15 protein-coding genes are annotated in these 13,968 nt (G+C 69.5%); 8 read left to right on the forward strand and 7 right to left on the reverse strand.

What is annotated here, in order from left to right:
• Positions 1-28: 28 nt before the first annotated feature.
• From NG1_RS03640 to NG1_RS36355, 4 genes are read right to left on the reverse strand one after another with little or no spacing between them, the layout of a single operon-like run.
• Positions 29-382, reverse strand: coding sequence for a UBP-type zinc finger domain-containing protein (locus NG1_RS03640; protein ID WP_062967972.1), 354 nt, complete (start codon positions 380-382; stop codon positions 29-31).
• Entirely contained in the window at positions 379-1,872 is a 1,494-nt protein-coding gene (locus NG1_RS03645) for an ATP-binding protein (RefSeq protein WP_062967974.1), read from the reverse strand. The genes NG1_RS03640 and NG1_RS03645 overlap by 4 nt, the downstream gene beginning before the upstream one ends.
• Before the next feature lie 14 nt (positions 1,873-1,886).
• A complete protein-coding gene (locus NG1_RS03650) occupies positions 1,887-3,554 on the reverse strand; it encodes an NAD(P)/FAD-dependent oxidoreductase (protein WP_062967976.1) in 1,668 nt (555 codons plus the stop codon).
• 53 nt (positions 3,555-3,607) lie between these two features.
• Positions 3,608-3,805, reverse strand: a complete 198-nt coding sequence (locus NG1_RS36355) for a hypothetical protein (RefSeq protein WP_157113846.1) — start codon at positions 3,803-3,805, stop codon at positions 3,608-3,610.
• A 210-nt stretch (positions 3,806-4,015) separates the two neighbouring features.
• Between NG1_RS36355 and NG1_RS03655 the strand changes: the two genes are divergently transcribed.
• A complete protein-coding gene (locus NG1_RS03655; RefSeq protein WP_157113861.1) occupies positions 4,016-4,471 on the forward strand; it encodes an SRPBCC family protein in 456 nt (151 codons plus the stop codon).
• Positions 4,472-4,554: 83 nt separating this feature from the next.
• On the opposite strand, the gene NG1_RS03660 is transcribed toward NG1_RS03655, so the two are convergent.
• Positions 4,555-5,583: a beta-ketoacyl-ACP synthase III gene (locus tag NG1_RS03660; RefSeq protein ID WP_040870624.1), complete on the reverse strand. Its 1,029-nt coding sequence runs from the start codon at positions 5,581-5,583 to the stop codon at positions 4,555-4,557.
• Between the two features lie 221 nt (positions 5,584-5,804).
• On the opposite strand from NG1_RS03660, the gene NG1_RS03665 reads away from it, so the two are divergent.
• From NG1_RS03665 to NG1_RS03695, 7 genes are all read left to right on the forward strand, one after another.
• Positions 5,805-6,077 (forward strand): GlsB/YeaQ/YmgE family stress response membrane protein, encoded by a 273-nt coding sequence (locus NG1_RS03665; RefSeq protein WP_062967980.1) that lies wholly within the window; start codon positions 5,805-5,807, stop codon positions 6,075-6,077.
• A 102-nt stretch (positions 6,078-6,179) separates the two neighbouring features.
• Entirely contained in the window at positions 6,180-6,908 is a 729-nt protein-coding gene (locus tag NG1_RS03670) for a phosphatidylserine decarboxylase (protein WP_062967982.1), read from the forward strand.
• Entirely contained in the window at positions 6,908-7,834 is a 927-nt protein-coding gene (locus NG1_RS03675) for a CDP-alcohol phosphatidyltransferase family protein (protein WP_062967984.1), read from the forward strand. Before NG1_RS03670 ends, NG1_RS03675 begins: the two co-directional genes overlap by 1 nt.
• 143 nt (positions 7,835-7,977) lie before the next feature.
• Positions 7,978-8,889: an RNA polymerase sigma-70 factor gene (locus tag NG1_RS03680; protein ID WP_062967986.1), complete on the forward strand. Its 912-nt coding sequence runs from the start codon at positions 7,978-7,980 to the stop codon at positions 8,887-8,889.
• A gap of 81 nt (positions 8,890-8,970) precedes the next feature.
• Positions 8,971-10,059: an NAD(P)/FAD-dependent oxidoreductase gene (locus tag NG1_RS03685; protein WP_062967989.1), complete on the forward strand. Its 1,089-nt coding sequence runs from the start codon at positions 8,971-8,973 to the stop codon at positions 10,057-10,059.
• 55 nt (positions 10,060-10,114) lie between these two features.
• Entirely contained in the window at positions 10,115-10,840 is a 726-nt protein-coding gene (locus tag NG1_RS03690; protein WP_062967991.1) for a Clp protease N-terminal domain-containing protein, read from the forward strand.
• A 5-nt stretch (positions 10,841-10,845) separates the two neighbouring features.
• Positions 10,846-11,079, forward strand: a complete 234-nt coding sequence (locus NG1_RS03695; RefSeq protein WP_062967993.1) for a hypothetical protein — start codon at positions 10,846-10,848, stop codon at positions 11,077-11,079.
• Here NG1_RS03695 and NG1_RS03700 read toward each other — a convergent pair whose 3' ends face one another.
• Both NG1_RS03700 and NG1_RS03705 read right to left on the reverse strand, forming a co-directional pair.
• The gene (locus tag NG1_RS03700) at positions 11,080-11,754 is read right to left on the reverse strand and encodes a suppressor of fused domain protein (RefSeq protein WP_084498677.1); all 675 of its coding nucleotides are present in this window, start codon (positions 11,752-11,754) and stop codon (positions 11,080-11,082) included.
• A gap of 59 nt (positions 11,755-11,813) precedes the next feature.
• Positions 11,814-13,871, reverse strand: coding sequence for an NAD(+) synthase (locus NG1_RS03705; protein WP_084498678.1), 2,058 nt, complete (start codon positions 13,869-13,871; stop codon positions 11,814-11,816).
• Between the last annotated feature and the right edge of the window lie 97 nt (positions 13,872-13,968).

Raw genomic sequence — 13,968 nt, forward strand, 5'->3', positions numbered from 1 at the left:
TCGCAGCAGCGTACCGGTTGCGGCGGGGTCAGTGGATGTGTGCCTGCCAATCCGCCGGAACCCGTTCGCGCGGGCCCGGCACGCCCTGATCCGCGGGATGACTGCGCGGTGGCGCCAATTCCGGTCCGCCGCTGTACATCTCTTCGGTCTCGAAGTTGTAGAACCACTCCTCGCCCGGTTCGAAACTCTGGATGAACGGATGGCCGGTGCTCTCGGCGTGCGCTGAGGCGTGCTGCGCGGGCGAGGTATCGCAGCACCCGATGTGCCCGCACTGCGCGCAGCGGCGCAGATGCACCCACCAGCCGGAGGTCTGCTCGCACTCCAGGCAACCAGGGCCGCTGGGTGGTACCGCGGGGTCGATGCCTGCGAATTGCTCGGTCATGACTGCCCTTCCGTATCGGTTGCGGTGACAGGCTCTTGTTCGGGGCGGCGCAGCGGCAGCCAGACGGTGAACCTGGTGTCGCCCGGCTCGGAGTCCACCCGGATGTCGCCGTTGTGCTTGTTGACCACGATGCGGAACGAGATGTCCAGCCCGAGGCCGGTGCCCTCACCCATCGGCTTGGTGGTGAAGAACGGTTCGAAGATCCGGTTGCGGGCCTCCGGCGCGATGCCGGGCCCGGTGTCGCCGATCTCCACGACCGCGCAGTCGTTCTCGTGCCTGGTGCGGATGGTCAGCGTACCGGCGCCGTTCATCGCGTACACCGCGTTGTCGATCAGGTTGGTCCACACCTGGTTGAGCTCGGCCGCGTAGCACGGCACCCGCGGCAGGGTCCGGTCGTATTCCTTGACCACGCGCACGCCGTCGCCGATCTTGCGGCTGAGCATCACCAGCGTGCTGTCCAGCAGGTCGTGGATGTCGACCACCTGGAACGGCGCACGGTCCATCTGCGAGTACTGCTTCGCGGCGCCGACCAGCGAGGAGATCCGCGTCGTCGAGTCGGCGATCTCGTTCATCAGCAGCTCGGTCTCGATGGTGTAGTTCAGCCAGCGGATCGCGCCTTGGAACACCTGCTCCGGAGCGCCATCCAGGGTGGCGGCCACCCGCTCGAGCCAGTCGGTGTCGAATCCGGCCTGCACGAAGTTCGGCGCGAGGTTCCAGCCGTCGATGATCCCGTGCTCCTCGAGCCATTCGCCGAGCATGTCCTCGCGGTCGGCGGCCTCCATCGGCGTCAGCTCCGGCGCCTTCGCGACTTGGGCCGCCGCCTCCTCCTGCAGGCGCACCAGGGCGCCCAGGGACGCCGGGTCGAACTTGCCGTCCGCCATCATCGCCAGCTTGTGCCGCATGCCCGCGACCCGCTCACGCAGGCCCGAGGTGGCGCGCACCGCGGCGGCGGCCGGGTTGTTCAGCTCGTGGGTGAGGCCCGCCGACAGCGAACCGAGCGCAAGCAGCCGTTCCCGCTCACCGATGCGGGCGTTGGTGTTGCGATTGCCGAAGAACACGCCCTCCAGCAGGTGCACGGCCATCGGGAACCACTCGCGCATCATCCGGGAGAAGACCTCGGCGTCGAGCACATAGAACCGCGACGGCCGCGTCACCTGCATCGTCCCGCTGTAGGTCTGCTCGACCTTGTCGCCGATGTAGGACATCCAGGCGCCCGCGTAGGCGCCACGGTGCTCGGTGCGGACCAGCTCGATCTCCGCGCCGCTGGACTGTTTGGTGAGCACCAGCTCGCCGTCCATCAGCACGTACAAGCAGGTGGCCGGATCGCCCTCGCGGAAGACGAGACCCGGTTCGATGGTCTCGATCCGCCCATCGGCGCACAGCCATGCCAGCTGCTCGTCGGTGAGCTTCTCGAACAGGAACAAACCGCGCAGCTCGGCGGGGTCGCACACCGACCGGCTGCTGCGGTCCGCGGTCTGGTTCGAAGTCATCTGCGGCCTCCTGGTTACGCGAGATAGCGGTGCACGAGCATGACAGCCATGGCGCCCTCGCCGACGGCGGAGGCGACGCGCTTGGCCGATTCGGCGTGCACGTCGCCCGCCACGAACACGCCGGGCACGCTCGTCTCGAGATGATGCGGTGACCGGGGCAGTTCCCAGCCCGCGGGGCGCGCGCCGTCCACCATCAGGTCCGGCCCGGCGAGCACGTACCCGGCGCTGTCGCGGATGACCACTCCGTCGAGCCAATCGGTCTGCGGCGCGGCGCCGATGAACAGGAACAGCCGCTCCGCGTCGGCCTTCTCCTCCGCGCCGGTCTTGTTGTCGCGCAGCACGATCTGTTGCAGGTGATCGTCCCCGTCGGCGGCGATCACCTCGGTGTTGGTGTGCACCTCGATGTTCGCGATCTGCGCGATCTGCTGGATGAGGTAGTGCGACATGGACTGTTCCAGCGAACCCGCCCGAACCACCAGGTGCACGGTGCGCGCGTTGCGGGACAGGAACACAGCCGCCTGGCCCGCGGAGTTCGCGCCGCCCACGATGTAGACCTCGTGATCGGCGCACTCGGACGCCTCGGTCATCGCCGAACCGTAGTAGACGCCGCGCCCGGTGAAGTCGTCGACGCCCGGCGCGGGATGGCGGCGGTAGTCGACACCGGTCGCGATGATCACGGTGTGCGCGCACAGGCTGCCGCCGTCGGCGAACCGCACGGTGCGCGCGGACCCGTTGACCTCCAGCCCGACCACCTCGCGCGTCGTGATCACCTCGGCGCCGAACTTCGCCGCCTGCCGCCGGGCCCGATCGGCCAGCTGGGCGCCGGACAGGCCGTCGGGGAATCCGAGGTAGTTCTCGATGCGCGAACTCTGCCCCGCCTGCCCGCCGGTGGCGGTCCGCTCGACGAGCACGGTGCGCAGACCCTCGGACGCGCCGTAGACCGCCGCGCCGAGACCGGCGGGGCCGCCGCCGACCACGATCAGGTCGTAGAACTCGCCCGCCGGATCGACGGTCAGGCCGACGTTCTGGGCCAGTTCGCTGTCGGAGGGCTGCACGAGCGCCTCGCCCGCCGAAGTGATCACCACCGGACAGCGCTCGGGGTCGGCCCCCGCCGCTTCCAGCAGTCGCGCACCCTCGGGCTCGTCGGCCAGGTACCACCGGTAGGGCAGCTGGTTGCGGGCGAGGAACTCGCGCACCTGCGACGATCGCGGCGACCAGCGATTGCCGATCACCTTGGTCTCGGTGACCGGCCGGTGCTCGCTGCTGCGCCAGGCGTCCAGCAGGCCGTCCAGCACCGGGTAGAGCTTCTCCTCCGGCGGGTCCCACGGCTTGAGCAGGTAATGGTCCAGGTCGACGACGTTGATCGCGTTGATCGCGGCGTTGGTGTCGGCATAGGCGGTCAGCAGGACGCGGCGCGCGTACGGGTGCAGGTCCATCGCCTGCTCCAAGAATTCGATGCCGTCCATGCCGGGCATCCGGTAGTCGGCGATCAGCACCGCGACGGGCTGGCCGCGCAGCTTCATCTCGCGCAGCGCGTCGAGCGCCTGGGCTCCCGATTCCGCGCGCAGAATCCGGTAATCGGCGCCGTAACGGCGGCGCAGGTCGCGGACGACCGCCCGGGAAACCCCCGGGTCGTCATCGACGCTCAGGATGGCCGGTTTCGTAGCAGCGGGTGAAGTCACCTGACGAGTATGGAGCCTCTCGGCCCGGTCTGTCGTGGGCGTTCGCGCAGGGCTCAGAGCCGATGACGCAAGACGAGATCCAGCTCACTCGGCGTTAGCAGACGCTCCAGGCGTTCTTCCCGCGCCGCAGCGCACACGCCGCGGGGGAATGCCGACGCGCCGCGCGCTGTCCACCCGTCCTCGGGCTCGACAGCGGGAAGCAGCGGAACCCGGTCCGCCGGTTGCCGATGCAGCAGGGAGCGCAGTTTCACGGCCGATCACCTCACGTTGGTACGCCGAAATGTTGGAGGCAGTGTCTGTGCTTCGTGTATCTGTGATCATGCGCCGTTCATTACAGCGGCCGGGGCGCGAGTAGCGGAAATGTGACGCAACTGTCCGTCCGTTTTAAAATGTGCGCGACCAGTCCCACCGCGGTCGGACGGATGGCCGTCGGTCCGTCGCTCGAATCCCCGGAGGCAGCGTTGCCGAAAAACCTCGAAGTCAGCATCGACATCTCCGCACCCCCGGAGCGGGTGTGGGCGGTGGTCTCCGATCTGAAGCGGATGCCGGAGTTCAGCCCGCAGTGCGTGCGCATGATGACGCTCGGCTCGCCCAAGGCGGGCGCCTGGACGCTCAACTTCAATCGTGACGGCAAGAAGTACTGGCCGACCACCTCCCGGATCGTGCGATTCGAGCCGAACCGGGCGTTCGCCTTCCGGGTCAACGAGAACCGGACGGTGTGGAGTTACACCCTGGAACCGACCGAGTCCGGCACGCGGCTGATCGAGCGGCGGGACGTGCCCAACGGCACCACCTGGTTCTCCCGCAAGGCGATCGAGGCCGCGCTCGGCGGCGAGGCCCCGTTCGAGGAAGCGCTGGTGCGCGGCATGAACGAGACGCTGGGCAAGATCAAGACGGCGGTCGAAGCCGGCGCCTGAGCACGGGTCGCGCCAGACGACCCGAATGCGCGTCACGCGGCGCTCGCCGCGGTGGTGTCACCGCGGCGAGCGCCGCGAGCGGCTTACTTCCAATTGGGCAGGTTCACGACCTGAGCCGCGTAGGAGAGGCCGGCGCCGAAAGCGATGAGCAGCGCGGTGTCACCCGGCTTGGACTCGCCCTTGCGCAGCAGCGCCTCCATGGCCAGCGGGATCGAGGCGGCCGAGGTGTTGCCCGCCTCCTCGATGTCGTTGGCCAGCGCGCAGTGCTCCGGCAGCTTCAGCACCCGGGCCATGATCTCGATGATCCGGCCGTTGGCCTGGTGCGGGATCATCGCGTCCAGGTCCTCGGGGGACAGGCCCGCGCGGTCGATGGCGTCGCGGCAGACCTTCTCCAGCGAGTGGGCGGCCCACCGGAACACCGCGGTGCCCTCCATGGCCAGATAGGGCCGCACCGCGTCCAGGCCCTTCTCGTCGATCTCGTGGAAGTACTCCATCCAGTCCTTGTCCTGCCGGATGGCGTGGTGCTGGGTGCCGTCCGAGCCCCAGACGGTGGGGCCGATGCCCGGCTCGTCGGAGGGGCCGACGATCACCGCGCCCGCGCCGTCGGCGAAGAGGAAGGCGGTGGAGCGATCGGTCGGATTGACCGTGTTCGTCAGTTTCTCCACGCCGATCACCAGCACATGGGCGGCGGTGCCTGCCCGGACCAGGTCCGACGCCAGCGCGATCGAATGGCAGAAGCCCGCGCAGCCTGCCGAGACGTCGAAGGCGGCGGCGCCGTTCATGCCGAGCTCGGTGGCGATGCGCGGGGCGGCGGCCGGCGTCAACAGCAGATGGGTCGACGTAGCAACGATCACGCAATCGACTTGGTCCACCGCGATGCCCGAAGACTCCAGCGCGCCGCGCGCGGCCGCGACGCTCATGCTCTGAATGGTCTCCGATTCGTCGGCGAACCGCCGGGTCTTGATGCCCGACCTGGTCCGGATCCACTCGTCGCTCGAGTTGATCGGACCCGCCACCTCGTCGTTGGTGACCACTCGAGCAGGGCGGTAAACGCCGAGCCCGAGGATCGCCGTGTGCTCTGCCCCGGTGGTCTGGGCGATTCGAGCAGCCATCTGCGTCTCCTATGTACCTGCGGCGGCGCCGCCGGGGATTCCCCGAAGCATCGAAATCGGTCCCTCATCAGCCACTGCCCATCAGCGGGATAGACATGAGGCTTCCTCATATTAGCTTGAAAGTCGCTCATGTGCCGCGCGTATTCCGACAATCGGTGGGTATCTCGTCCTCGCACGCCACCGCTGTACGAGGCGTGGCCCAACTAGGATGCGAGGACACCATGCTCGGTCTCGGGATTATCGGATGGATCATCATCGGCGGTCTTGCCGGATGGATCGCCAGCAAGATCATGAAGACGGACGCCCAGCAGGGCATTCTGCTCAATATCGTCGTCGGCGTGGTCGGCGGCCTGCTCGGTGGGTTCCTTCTGAAGTTGTTCGGAGTCGACGTCGAGGGCGGCGGGCTCTGGTTCAGCTTCTTCACCTGCCTGGCTGGGGCGGTCATCCTGCTGTTCCTGGTGCGACTGGTCACGGGGTCCCGGGTCAGGTCGTGACCGAGCGTGCCACAGGCTCCTTCCCGTAAGGTGTGAACGCTTGCGCCCGGCCTATCGTTGGGTGAGCGCAACCCGTTTGCATCGAGCACGAAAGAGGAGCCTGTGGCCCGCCGTCCCACCCCGCCCGGCACGCCTGAAACGACCGGAGTCGGCCATGTCGTCGATCTGGTTCGCAACGCGATCCCTCCGTTGCATCCCGCCGGGCTCCCGTTCGTCGCCGCACCCCTCGCGGTCGCCGTCGTCGGCGGCAAGCGCAAATGGGTGCGGCGCACGGGTCTATTCGCCGCGGCGGCTTGCGCGACCTTCTTCCGTCACCCGCATCGCGTGCCGCCGAACCGGCCGGGCGTCGTGGTCGCCCCCGCCGACGGCGAGATCGCGCTGGTCGACGTCGCCGCTCCCCCCGCCGAGCTGGGTCTCGGTGACGCGCCGCTGCCGCGGGTGAGCATCTTCTTGTCCGTGCTGGACGTCCACGTGCAGCGCATTCCGGTCTCCGGCGTCGTGCGCACGGTGCTGCACCAGCCCGGCCGATTCCGTTCCGCGGATCTGCCCGAGGCGAGTTCGGTCAACGAGCGCAACAGCATGGTGCTGGAGACGCCGGAGGGCAGTCAGGTCGTGGTGGTGCAGATCGCCGGACTGCTCGCGCGCCGGATCGTCTGCGACGCCCAGGTCGGCGACGTGCTGACCATCGCGGACACCTACGGCCTGATCCGCTTCGGCTCGCGGGTCGACACCTACTTCCCGGCGGGCACCGAACTACTCGTGCAGCCAGGCCAGCGCACTATCGGCGGCGAGACCGTGCTCGCCGTGCTCGGCTCACCCGCCGGCGCGTGATGGAAGCGGCGGTACCCACCCAGCGGCGCAGGCGGCGGAGCATCCGGCTGCTGCCCAGCATCGTCACCATCCTGGCGCTGTGCTCCGGGCTGTCCGCGGTGAAGTTCGGCCTGGACGGCAAACTCGGTATCGCGCTGGCCATGATCGGCGCGGCGGCCGTGCTGGACACCCTCGACGGCAGGCTGGCCAGGATGCTCGACGCCACCACCAAGATGGGCGCCGAGCTGGACTCGCTGTCGGACGCCATCTCCTTCGGCGTCGCTCCCGCGCTCGTCCTGTATGTGACGCTGCTCAGCAGCAACAGCGTGGGATGGATCGTCGCGCTGCTGTTCGCGGTCAGCATCGTGCTGCGCCTGGCGCGGTTCAACACCCTGATGGACGAGGACAACCGGCCGGACTGGGCGCGGGAGTACTTCGTCGGTGTGCCCGCCCCGGCGGGCGCGCTCATCGCGATGGTTCCGGTGGCGCTGTTCGTGCAGTTCGGCGACGGCTGGTGGGTCGGCTTCTACGAGGTCGCCGCGTGGACGGTCTTCGCCGCCGCGCTGGCGGTCAGCACCATCCCCACGCTGGCCATGAAATCGGTGTCGGTGGCGCCGCAGGCCGCGGCCGGGCTGCTGGTGCTGGTCGCGCTCGCCGCGGCGGCACTGGTCACCTATCCGATCGTGCTGTTGCTGGTGCTGGTCGTCCTGTACCTGGGACATATCCCGTTCGCCTGGCATTCCCAGCGCTGGGTGGCCGCGCGTCCGGAGACGTGGACGCACAAACCCGCCGAGCGGCGCGCGCAACGACGGGCGAGCCGGCGGCTGCCCGCGATCCGGCGTCCGGCCATCCCGCGTCCGGCGATCCGCGGCTCGGCGCGCCTGCGCCTGCGCCGACCCGGGGCGAAGCAACGTGAGAACGGTCATCCGCCGCGGGACGCCGATTAGCCGGACGGACAATCGATCTCGTGAGCACATGGGTAACTCGCCGGGTACGCCCGAAGACCGAGCGGCGCCGAACGCAGGACCTGCACGCGGATCTCGCGGCACCGACTGGTATGGCCTGAATGCGCGGGGGAGGCGGGACAGCGATGGAGTCCGACGGGTTGCGGGAATTCGAACTGCATCGGCCGCGCCTGTTCGCGCTCGCCTACCGGATGCTCGGCTCGGCGAGTGAGGCCGAGGACGCGGTGCAGGAGACCTACCTGCGCTGGGACGGCGTCGACCGAGCCGGTATCCGCTCCCCCGAGGCGTGGTTGACCACCGCGCTGGTGAATCTCTGCCGCACCTGGCTCGTTTCGGCGCGGGCGCGGCGGGAGAGCTATGTCGGGCCGTGGCTGCCCGAGCCGGTGCCGACGGCGCGCGGCGAACTCGGCCCGCTGGAGACCGTCGAGGAGCGCGAACAGGTCTCGCTCGCGCTGCTGACGGCACTGGAGCGGCTGACCCCGGTCGAGCGCGCCGTCTTCGTGCTGCGCGAGGCATTCGGATACGCGCATCGCGAGATCGCCGACATGCTCGACGTCACCGAGTCGAACTCGCAGCAGATCTTCCGCCGGGCGGTCCAGCGCGTGCGAGAAGGCCGGGCCCGCTTCGGCATTCCGCCGGAGCATGCCCGCGAGCTGATCGAGCGATTCCTGAAGGCGGCGCGCGAAGGTGACATCGCGTCGCTGGAACGGATGCTCGCCGCCGACGTGATCGCGACGGCCGACGGCGGTGGCAAGATCACCGCGGCGCGGCGGCCGGTACACGGCGCGAATCAGGTGGCGCGGTACCTGGCGGGTCTGTTGCGCTGGGAGGTGCCGGGGACGCGGTTGCTCGTGGAAGAGGTCAACGGCGCCCCTGCCGTCGTCGCGCGGGTAAACGGTGCGCCGCTGGTCGTGCTGGGGATCGATGCGGCCGACGGCTTGGTCACGGCGCTGCGGTTGATCATCAACCCGGACAAGCTGGCTTATTTCGCCGGCTCGGGTGGGTCGGTGGGCACGCTGCCGCGCCGACCGCTGTGACGCGCTTCACGGCGCGGGATTGTCAGCAATCGGGGGGCTGTCCGGTCTGAAGGGTGATGGCCGATCGAAAGGAGCCACATCATGACCGGACTGCATCGGATCGTCGTCCTCGGCGCCGGGTACGCGGGGCTGGCGGCGGCACGCAGGCTCGCTCGCACGGCGGGGGATGCCCGGATCACCGTGGTGGACGCCCACGCGTCGTTCGTGGAGCGAGTGCGACTGCACCAGCGGGCGGCCGGGCAGCGGATCGCCGCGTTGGATCTGCGGGAATCGCTGGAAAGCAAAGATATTCGCTTCGTGCGCGCCCTGGCGACGGAGATCGACACGGTCGCGAAGCGCGTGGTGCTCGACGCGGGACCCGCGGTCGAGTACGACGCGTTGATCTACGCCCTCGGCAGTATCGCCGATGTCCAGAGCGTCCCCGGCGTCGCCGAACACGCGTATTCCATTGCGACGCAAGAAGACGTGCGCGACCTGTCCGTCGTCGACGGGCCGGTGGCGATCGTCGGTGCCGGGGCGACCGGCATCGAACTGGCGGCGGAACTCGCCGAATCCCGGCCGGGAACCCGGGTGCTGCTGCTCGGGTCGGAGGAGCCCGGCGCCTGGCTTTCGGCGCGCGCGCAGGCGCACATCAGGCGGACGTTGGAGCGGCTCGGCGTCGAGATCGTGTCCGGCGCCAAGGTGATCGAAGTGACGTCCCAGGGGCCGCGCTCGGCCGACGGTTCGCTGGTCGAGGCCTCGGCGACGGTGTGGACCACGGGTTTCCGGGTGCCCGACCTGGCCGCCCGCTCCGGTCTGGCGGTCGATTCCGACGGCCGGGTGCGCACCGACGCCACCCTGCGTTCGGTGTCGCACCCGGACATCTTCGCCGCGGGTGACGCCGCCGTCATCGCGGGGCCCGACGGCCGAGATCTGCGCATGGCATGCGCCACGGCGCTGCCCACCGGCAAACACGCGGCCGATGCCGTCGTCGCGCGGATGCGTGGTCGCGAGCCGAAGGAGTTCCGGTTCCGCTATGTGCTCCATTGCCTCAGCCTGGGCCGCGGAGACGGAGTCGTGCAGGCCGTGCACGCCGACGACGCACCGGCTCGGACGGTGCTGACCGGGCGGACGGCGGCGTGGGTCAAGGAGCGCATCGTGCGCTTCGCGGCCGGGGCGGCGCGCCCCTGATTCCTATCGTCAACTAACGGTTGACGATAGGTCATCGTCAACTTATGGTTGACGTATGACCTCACAATTCCGCCTCGACGACCTGATCGACGGCATCAAGAAAGCCCGTCCCGACAACGTGCTCGAGCAACTGTCCGATGCCGTCGTCGTGGCGAATCACCTCGACGAAGTGGCCGACCACCTGATCGGCCACTTCGTGGACCAGGCCCGGCGCTCCGGCGCCTCGTGGACCGACATCGGCGCCAGCATGGGCGTCACCAAGCAGGCCGCCCAGAAGCGGTTCGTGCCCAAGGTGCCCGAGCCGGCCGCGGCGGCGGCCATGGACCCGAACGCGGGCTTCGCGCGCTTCACCCAGCGGGCACGGGCGGTCGTGATGGCGGCGCAGGAGGCGGCGCGCGCGGCGGGCAACCGCGAGATCTCGGTCGGGCACGTGGTGCTGGGGCTGCTCACCGAACCGCAGGGCCTCGCGGTGCACGAACTCGTCCACCAAGGCGTCGCCGTCGACGTGATCTCCGCCGCCGCCTCCGCGTCCCTGCCGCCGAGTGAGGGGGACGTCCCCGCGCTCGTGCCGTTCGGCGCGGAGGCCAAGAAGGTCCTCGAACTCACCTTCCGGGAGGCACTGCGGCTGGGGCACAACTACATCGGCACCGAGCACATCCTGCTCGCGCTGCTCGAGCAGGAGAACGGCGCCGGTCTGCTCAGCGATCTCGGCGTCGACAAGGCGAAGGCCGAAACGCATCTGGGCGAACTGCTCGCGTCCATCAGCTCCGAGAAATCCTGATCCGCGTGGGCGGTGGGAAGTTCCGTGCGCGGATCGCACTCGCCCTCGCGGTGTCCTCGCTGGTGATCGGTGTGGCCCGGCGATCGGCCCGGTACGGCATCCGCAACCTCGTCAACGGAGTGCGTGGCGCGCGTGCCGCGCGGGCGCGTCATCGCCGGGCGCTGCGCACCCGGAGAGCCGGTATCCGCGGGCCGCGCCGGGCCGCTGCGGTCGAACACCACACGACCCGAGCGGCCTGATCACCCGCGCCCGGCCAGGCCGCCACCCCACCGTGGCCAGCGGGCCTGCGGTTTCGGCTCGGCGACCAGCGGCGCACGGTAGATGTCGGTGACGTAGAGGGGTAGTCGCGGTTCCAGCTCGGCGAGCAGTGGCAGTGCGCGTCCCCCTTGTGCCGCACGGTATTCCGGCATGGTCAGCCCGACGATCTGCAAGAATCGCACGCGGCCGTTCGGGCTGTCGACGGGGCCCAGTTCGGGGTCGGTCGTGAAGCAGACGGCGTGACAGGTGCAGTCGGGGTGGTCGGCCGCGATCGGCCCGTTCGTTTTGATGGTGTGTCCCGGTTCGAACCACTTGCCGGACTGGAAAACGTAATGGGCCAGGTTCTGCATGAAATTCGCCGGCCACGCGGGCGGCTCGGTGTCCTCGGGCCCGCGCGCCAGCCGGAAGGTGAATTCGAAGCCCCAGCCGGACTCCGCCGGGTCGTCCCACTCCTTCTCGTGCAGCTCGGTCATCCCATAGCTGATGTAATGCCAGTGCGGCACCGGGTCGGCGCGGGAGTACGCGCTGATCCCGTCGAGCGGGTCGGACCCGCCGAGGGACCACGGGTGGTCGGATGCCCAGTGGAAGGGCTCGATATCGCCGTACAGCGGCCGCAACGCATCATCGATCGCATCCCAGCCGGGTCGTTCACTCACGCAGCCACCATAGGCAGGGCGCATCCGGCCGCAGTCGGGGTGTCGAGCGCTGCGACGCCTCAGGCATCCGGCACGTTGCGGGCGAGCTCCTCGAGCCAGGCCGCCGCGGACGCGTCGCTGGGCGCGCGCCAGTCGCCGCGCGGCGAGAGCGAACCGCCGGAGCCGACCTTCGGCGCGTTCGGCAGCGTCGAGCGCTTGAACTGGCTGGTCTGCACGAAGCGCAGCAGGAACTCGCCCAGCCAGTGCTTGATCGTGGCGAGGTCGTAGGCGTTGCGCTGATCGGCGGGGACGAGGTCGGGCCAGCGGCCGGTGGCGGCATCGGACCAGGCGTGCCTGGCCAGATAGGCCACGCGGCTGGGGCGGTAGCCGAATCGCAACAGGTAGTAGAGGTGGAAGTCCTGCAATTCGTACGGGCCGACGGTGGCCTCCGAACTCTGACCCGGTGCGGAGGAGTCGGCGTTCGGGATCAGCTCGGGGGAGATCTCGGTGCGCAGGATCGACGAAAGCACCTCGCCCGCTTCCGCGCCGAGCTGCTCGGTGTCCACCGCCCAGGCGATCAGGTATTTGATCAGCGTCTTGGGCACCGACGCGTTGACGCTGTAGTGCGCCATATGGTCCCCGACGCCGAATGTGCACCAGCCCAGCGCCAGTTCGCTGAGGTCGCCGGTGCCCACCACCAGCGCGCCGTGCATATTGGCCAGCCGGAACAGGTGCGAGGTCCGCTCACCGGCCTGCACGTTCTCGTAGGTGATGTCGTACTGCGGCGCGCCGTCGGCGGCCGGGTGGCCGAGGTCGCGCAGCATCTGCGTGGCCGAGGGGCGGATGTCGATCTCGCGCGCCGTGACGCCGAGGGCGGCCATCAGCCGGTGCGCGTCGGTCCTGGTCCTGGTGCTGGTCGCGAAGCCGGGCATGGTGTAGGCCAGCACGTTCGCCCGCGGCAGGCCGAGCCGGTCCATCGTCTTGGCCGCGACGATCAGCGCCTGGGTGGAGTCCAAGCCGCCGGACACCCCGATCACCACGCGTTGCGTGCCGGTCGCGCGCAGCCGCGTGCTCAGGCCCTCGACCTGGATGTGGTGCACCTCGGCGCAGCGCTCGTTGCGCAGCGCCGGGTCGGCGGGAACGTAGGGGAAGCGCTCGATCTCACGCTCCAGCGCGACCGGGTCCTCGGGGATCGGCAGCCGCACGTCGATGCGTCGCAGCGCGGCCAGCCGGTCGCGGTGGTCGTGCACGTTGTCGGCGAAGCTGGTGGTGCGCAGACGATCCGCGGCGAGGCGGCGCAGGTCCAGGTCGGCGGTGACCAGCTGGGGATGATCGCAGAACCGCTCGCCCTCCGCGAGCAGGTCGCCGTTCTCGCAGATCAGCGCCTGCCCGTCCCAGGCGAGATCGGTCGTCGACTCCCCGGTTCCTGCGGCGGAGTACAGATACGCCGCAAGATAGCGCGCCGAATGCGAGGTGCACAGCGATCGCCGGTAGTCCGCCTTGCCGATCACGATGTTGCTCGCGGACAGGTTGATCAGCACGGTCGCCCCGGCCAGCGCGGCGAAGCCGCTCGGCGGCAACGGAACCCACCCGTCCTCGCAGATCTCCAGGTGGAAGACGAAGTCGTCCAGATTGTTCGCCCGGAACAGCAGATCGGAGCCGAACGGCGCACGGTGCCCGGCGACGGTGACATGATCCTCCAGCACTTCCCGCGCCGCCGCGAACTGGCGTTTCTCGTAGAACTCCCGATAGTTCGGCAGGTAGCTCTTCGGCGCGACGCCCAGCACGATGCCACGGCAGATCGCGATCGCGCAGTTGAACAACCGGTGGTGCGCGCGCACCGGGGCGCCCACCACGAGCACCGTGTCGATATCCGTACTCGCCGCGACGAGCCGGGCCAGCGCCGCCTCGACCGCGGCGTCCAGCGCGTCCTGGTGGAACAGGTCGTCGGCGGTGTACGAGGAGAGTCCCAGCTCGGGGAACACCGTCAGCACGGCACCGGCCGCCGCGGCCCGCGCGGCCAGCTCCACGGTCTGCTCGACGTTGTAGGCGGGGTCGGCCACCCGTACCCGGGGGACCGCGACCGCCACCCGCGCGAAGCCGTGCCGGTACAGCGAATCGAACGGCAGGTCGGTCACCCGCGTCCCCTTCCGGGATGAGGTCGATCATGATCCCCTCGGAATCTACGCCGCCGGTGGCGAGCGGGCGCGGCGGCGACTCTGCGGATGACCCGGC

Origin of the sequence: Nocardia gamkensis NBRC 108242 (genome assembly GCF_001612985.1) — a bacterium.
Classification (GTDB): domain Bacteria; phylum Actinomycetota; class Actinomycetes; order Mycobacteriales; family Mycobacteriaceae; genus Nocardia; species Nocardia gamkensis.

Bases quoted from the DNA above. Each gene is read 5' to 3' on its own strand.
- NG1_RS03640 (WP_062967972.1), bottom strand. From the start codon at position 382: ATGACCGAGCAATTCGCAGGCATCGACCCCGCGGTACCACCCAGCGGC.
- NG1_RS03645 (WP_062967974.1), bottom strand. From the start codon at position 1,872: ATGACTTCGAACCAGACCGCGGACCGCAGCAGCCGGTCGGTGTGCGAC.
- NG1_RS03660 (WP_040870624.1), bottom strand. From the start codon at position 5,583: ATGGCTGCTCGAATCGCCCAGACCACCGGGGCAGAGCACACGGCGATC.
- NG1_RS03665 (WP_062967980.1), top strand. From the start codon at position 5,805: ATGCTCGGTCTCGGGATTATCGGATGGATCATCATCGGCGGTCTTGCC.
- NG1_RS03675 (WP_062967984.1), top strand. From the start codon at position 6,908: ATGGAAGCGGCGGTACCCACCCAGCGGCGCAGGCGGCGGAGCATCCGG.
- NG1_RS03680 (WP_062967986.1), top strand. From the start codon at position 7,978: ATGGAGTCCGACGGGTTGCGGGAATTCGAACTGCATCGGCCGCGCCTG.
- NG1_RS03685 (WP_062967989.1), top strand. From the start codon at position 8,971: ATGACCGGACTGCATCGGATCGTCGTCCTCGGCGCCGGGTACGCGGGG.
- NG1_RS03690 (WP_062967991.1), top strand. From the start codon at position 10,115: ATGACCTCACAATTCCGCCTCGACGACCTGATCGACGGCATCAAGAAA.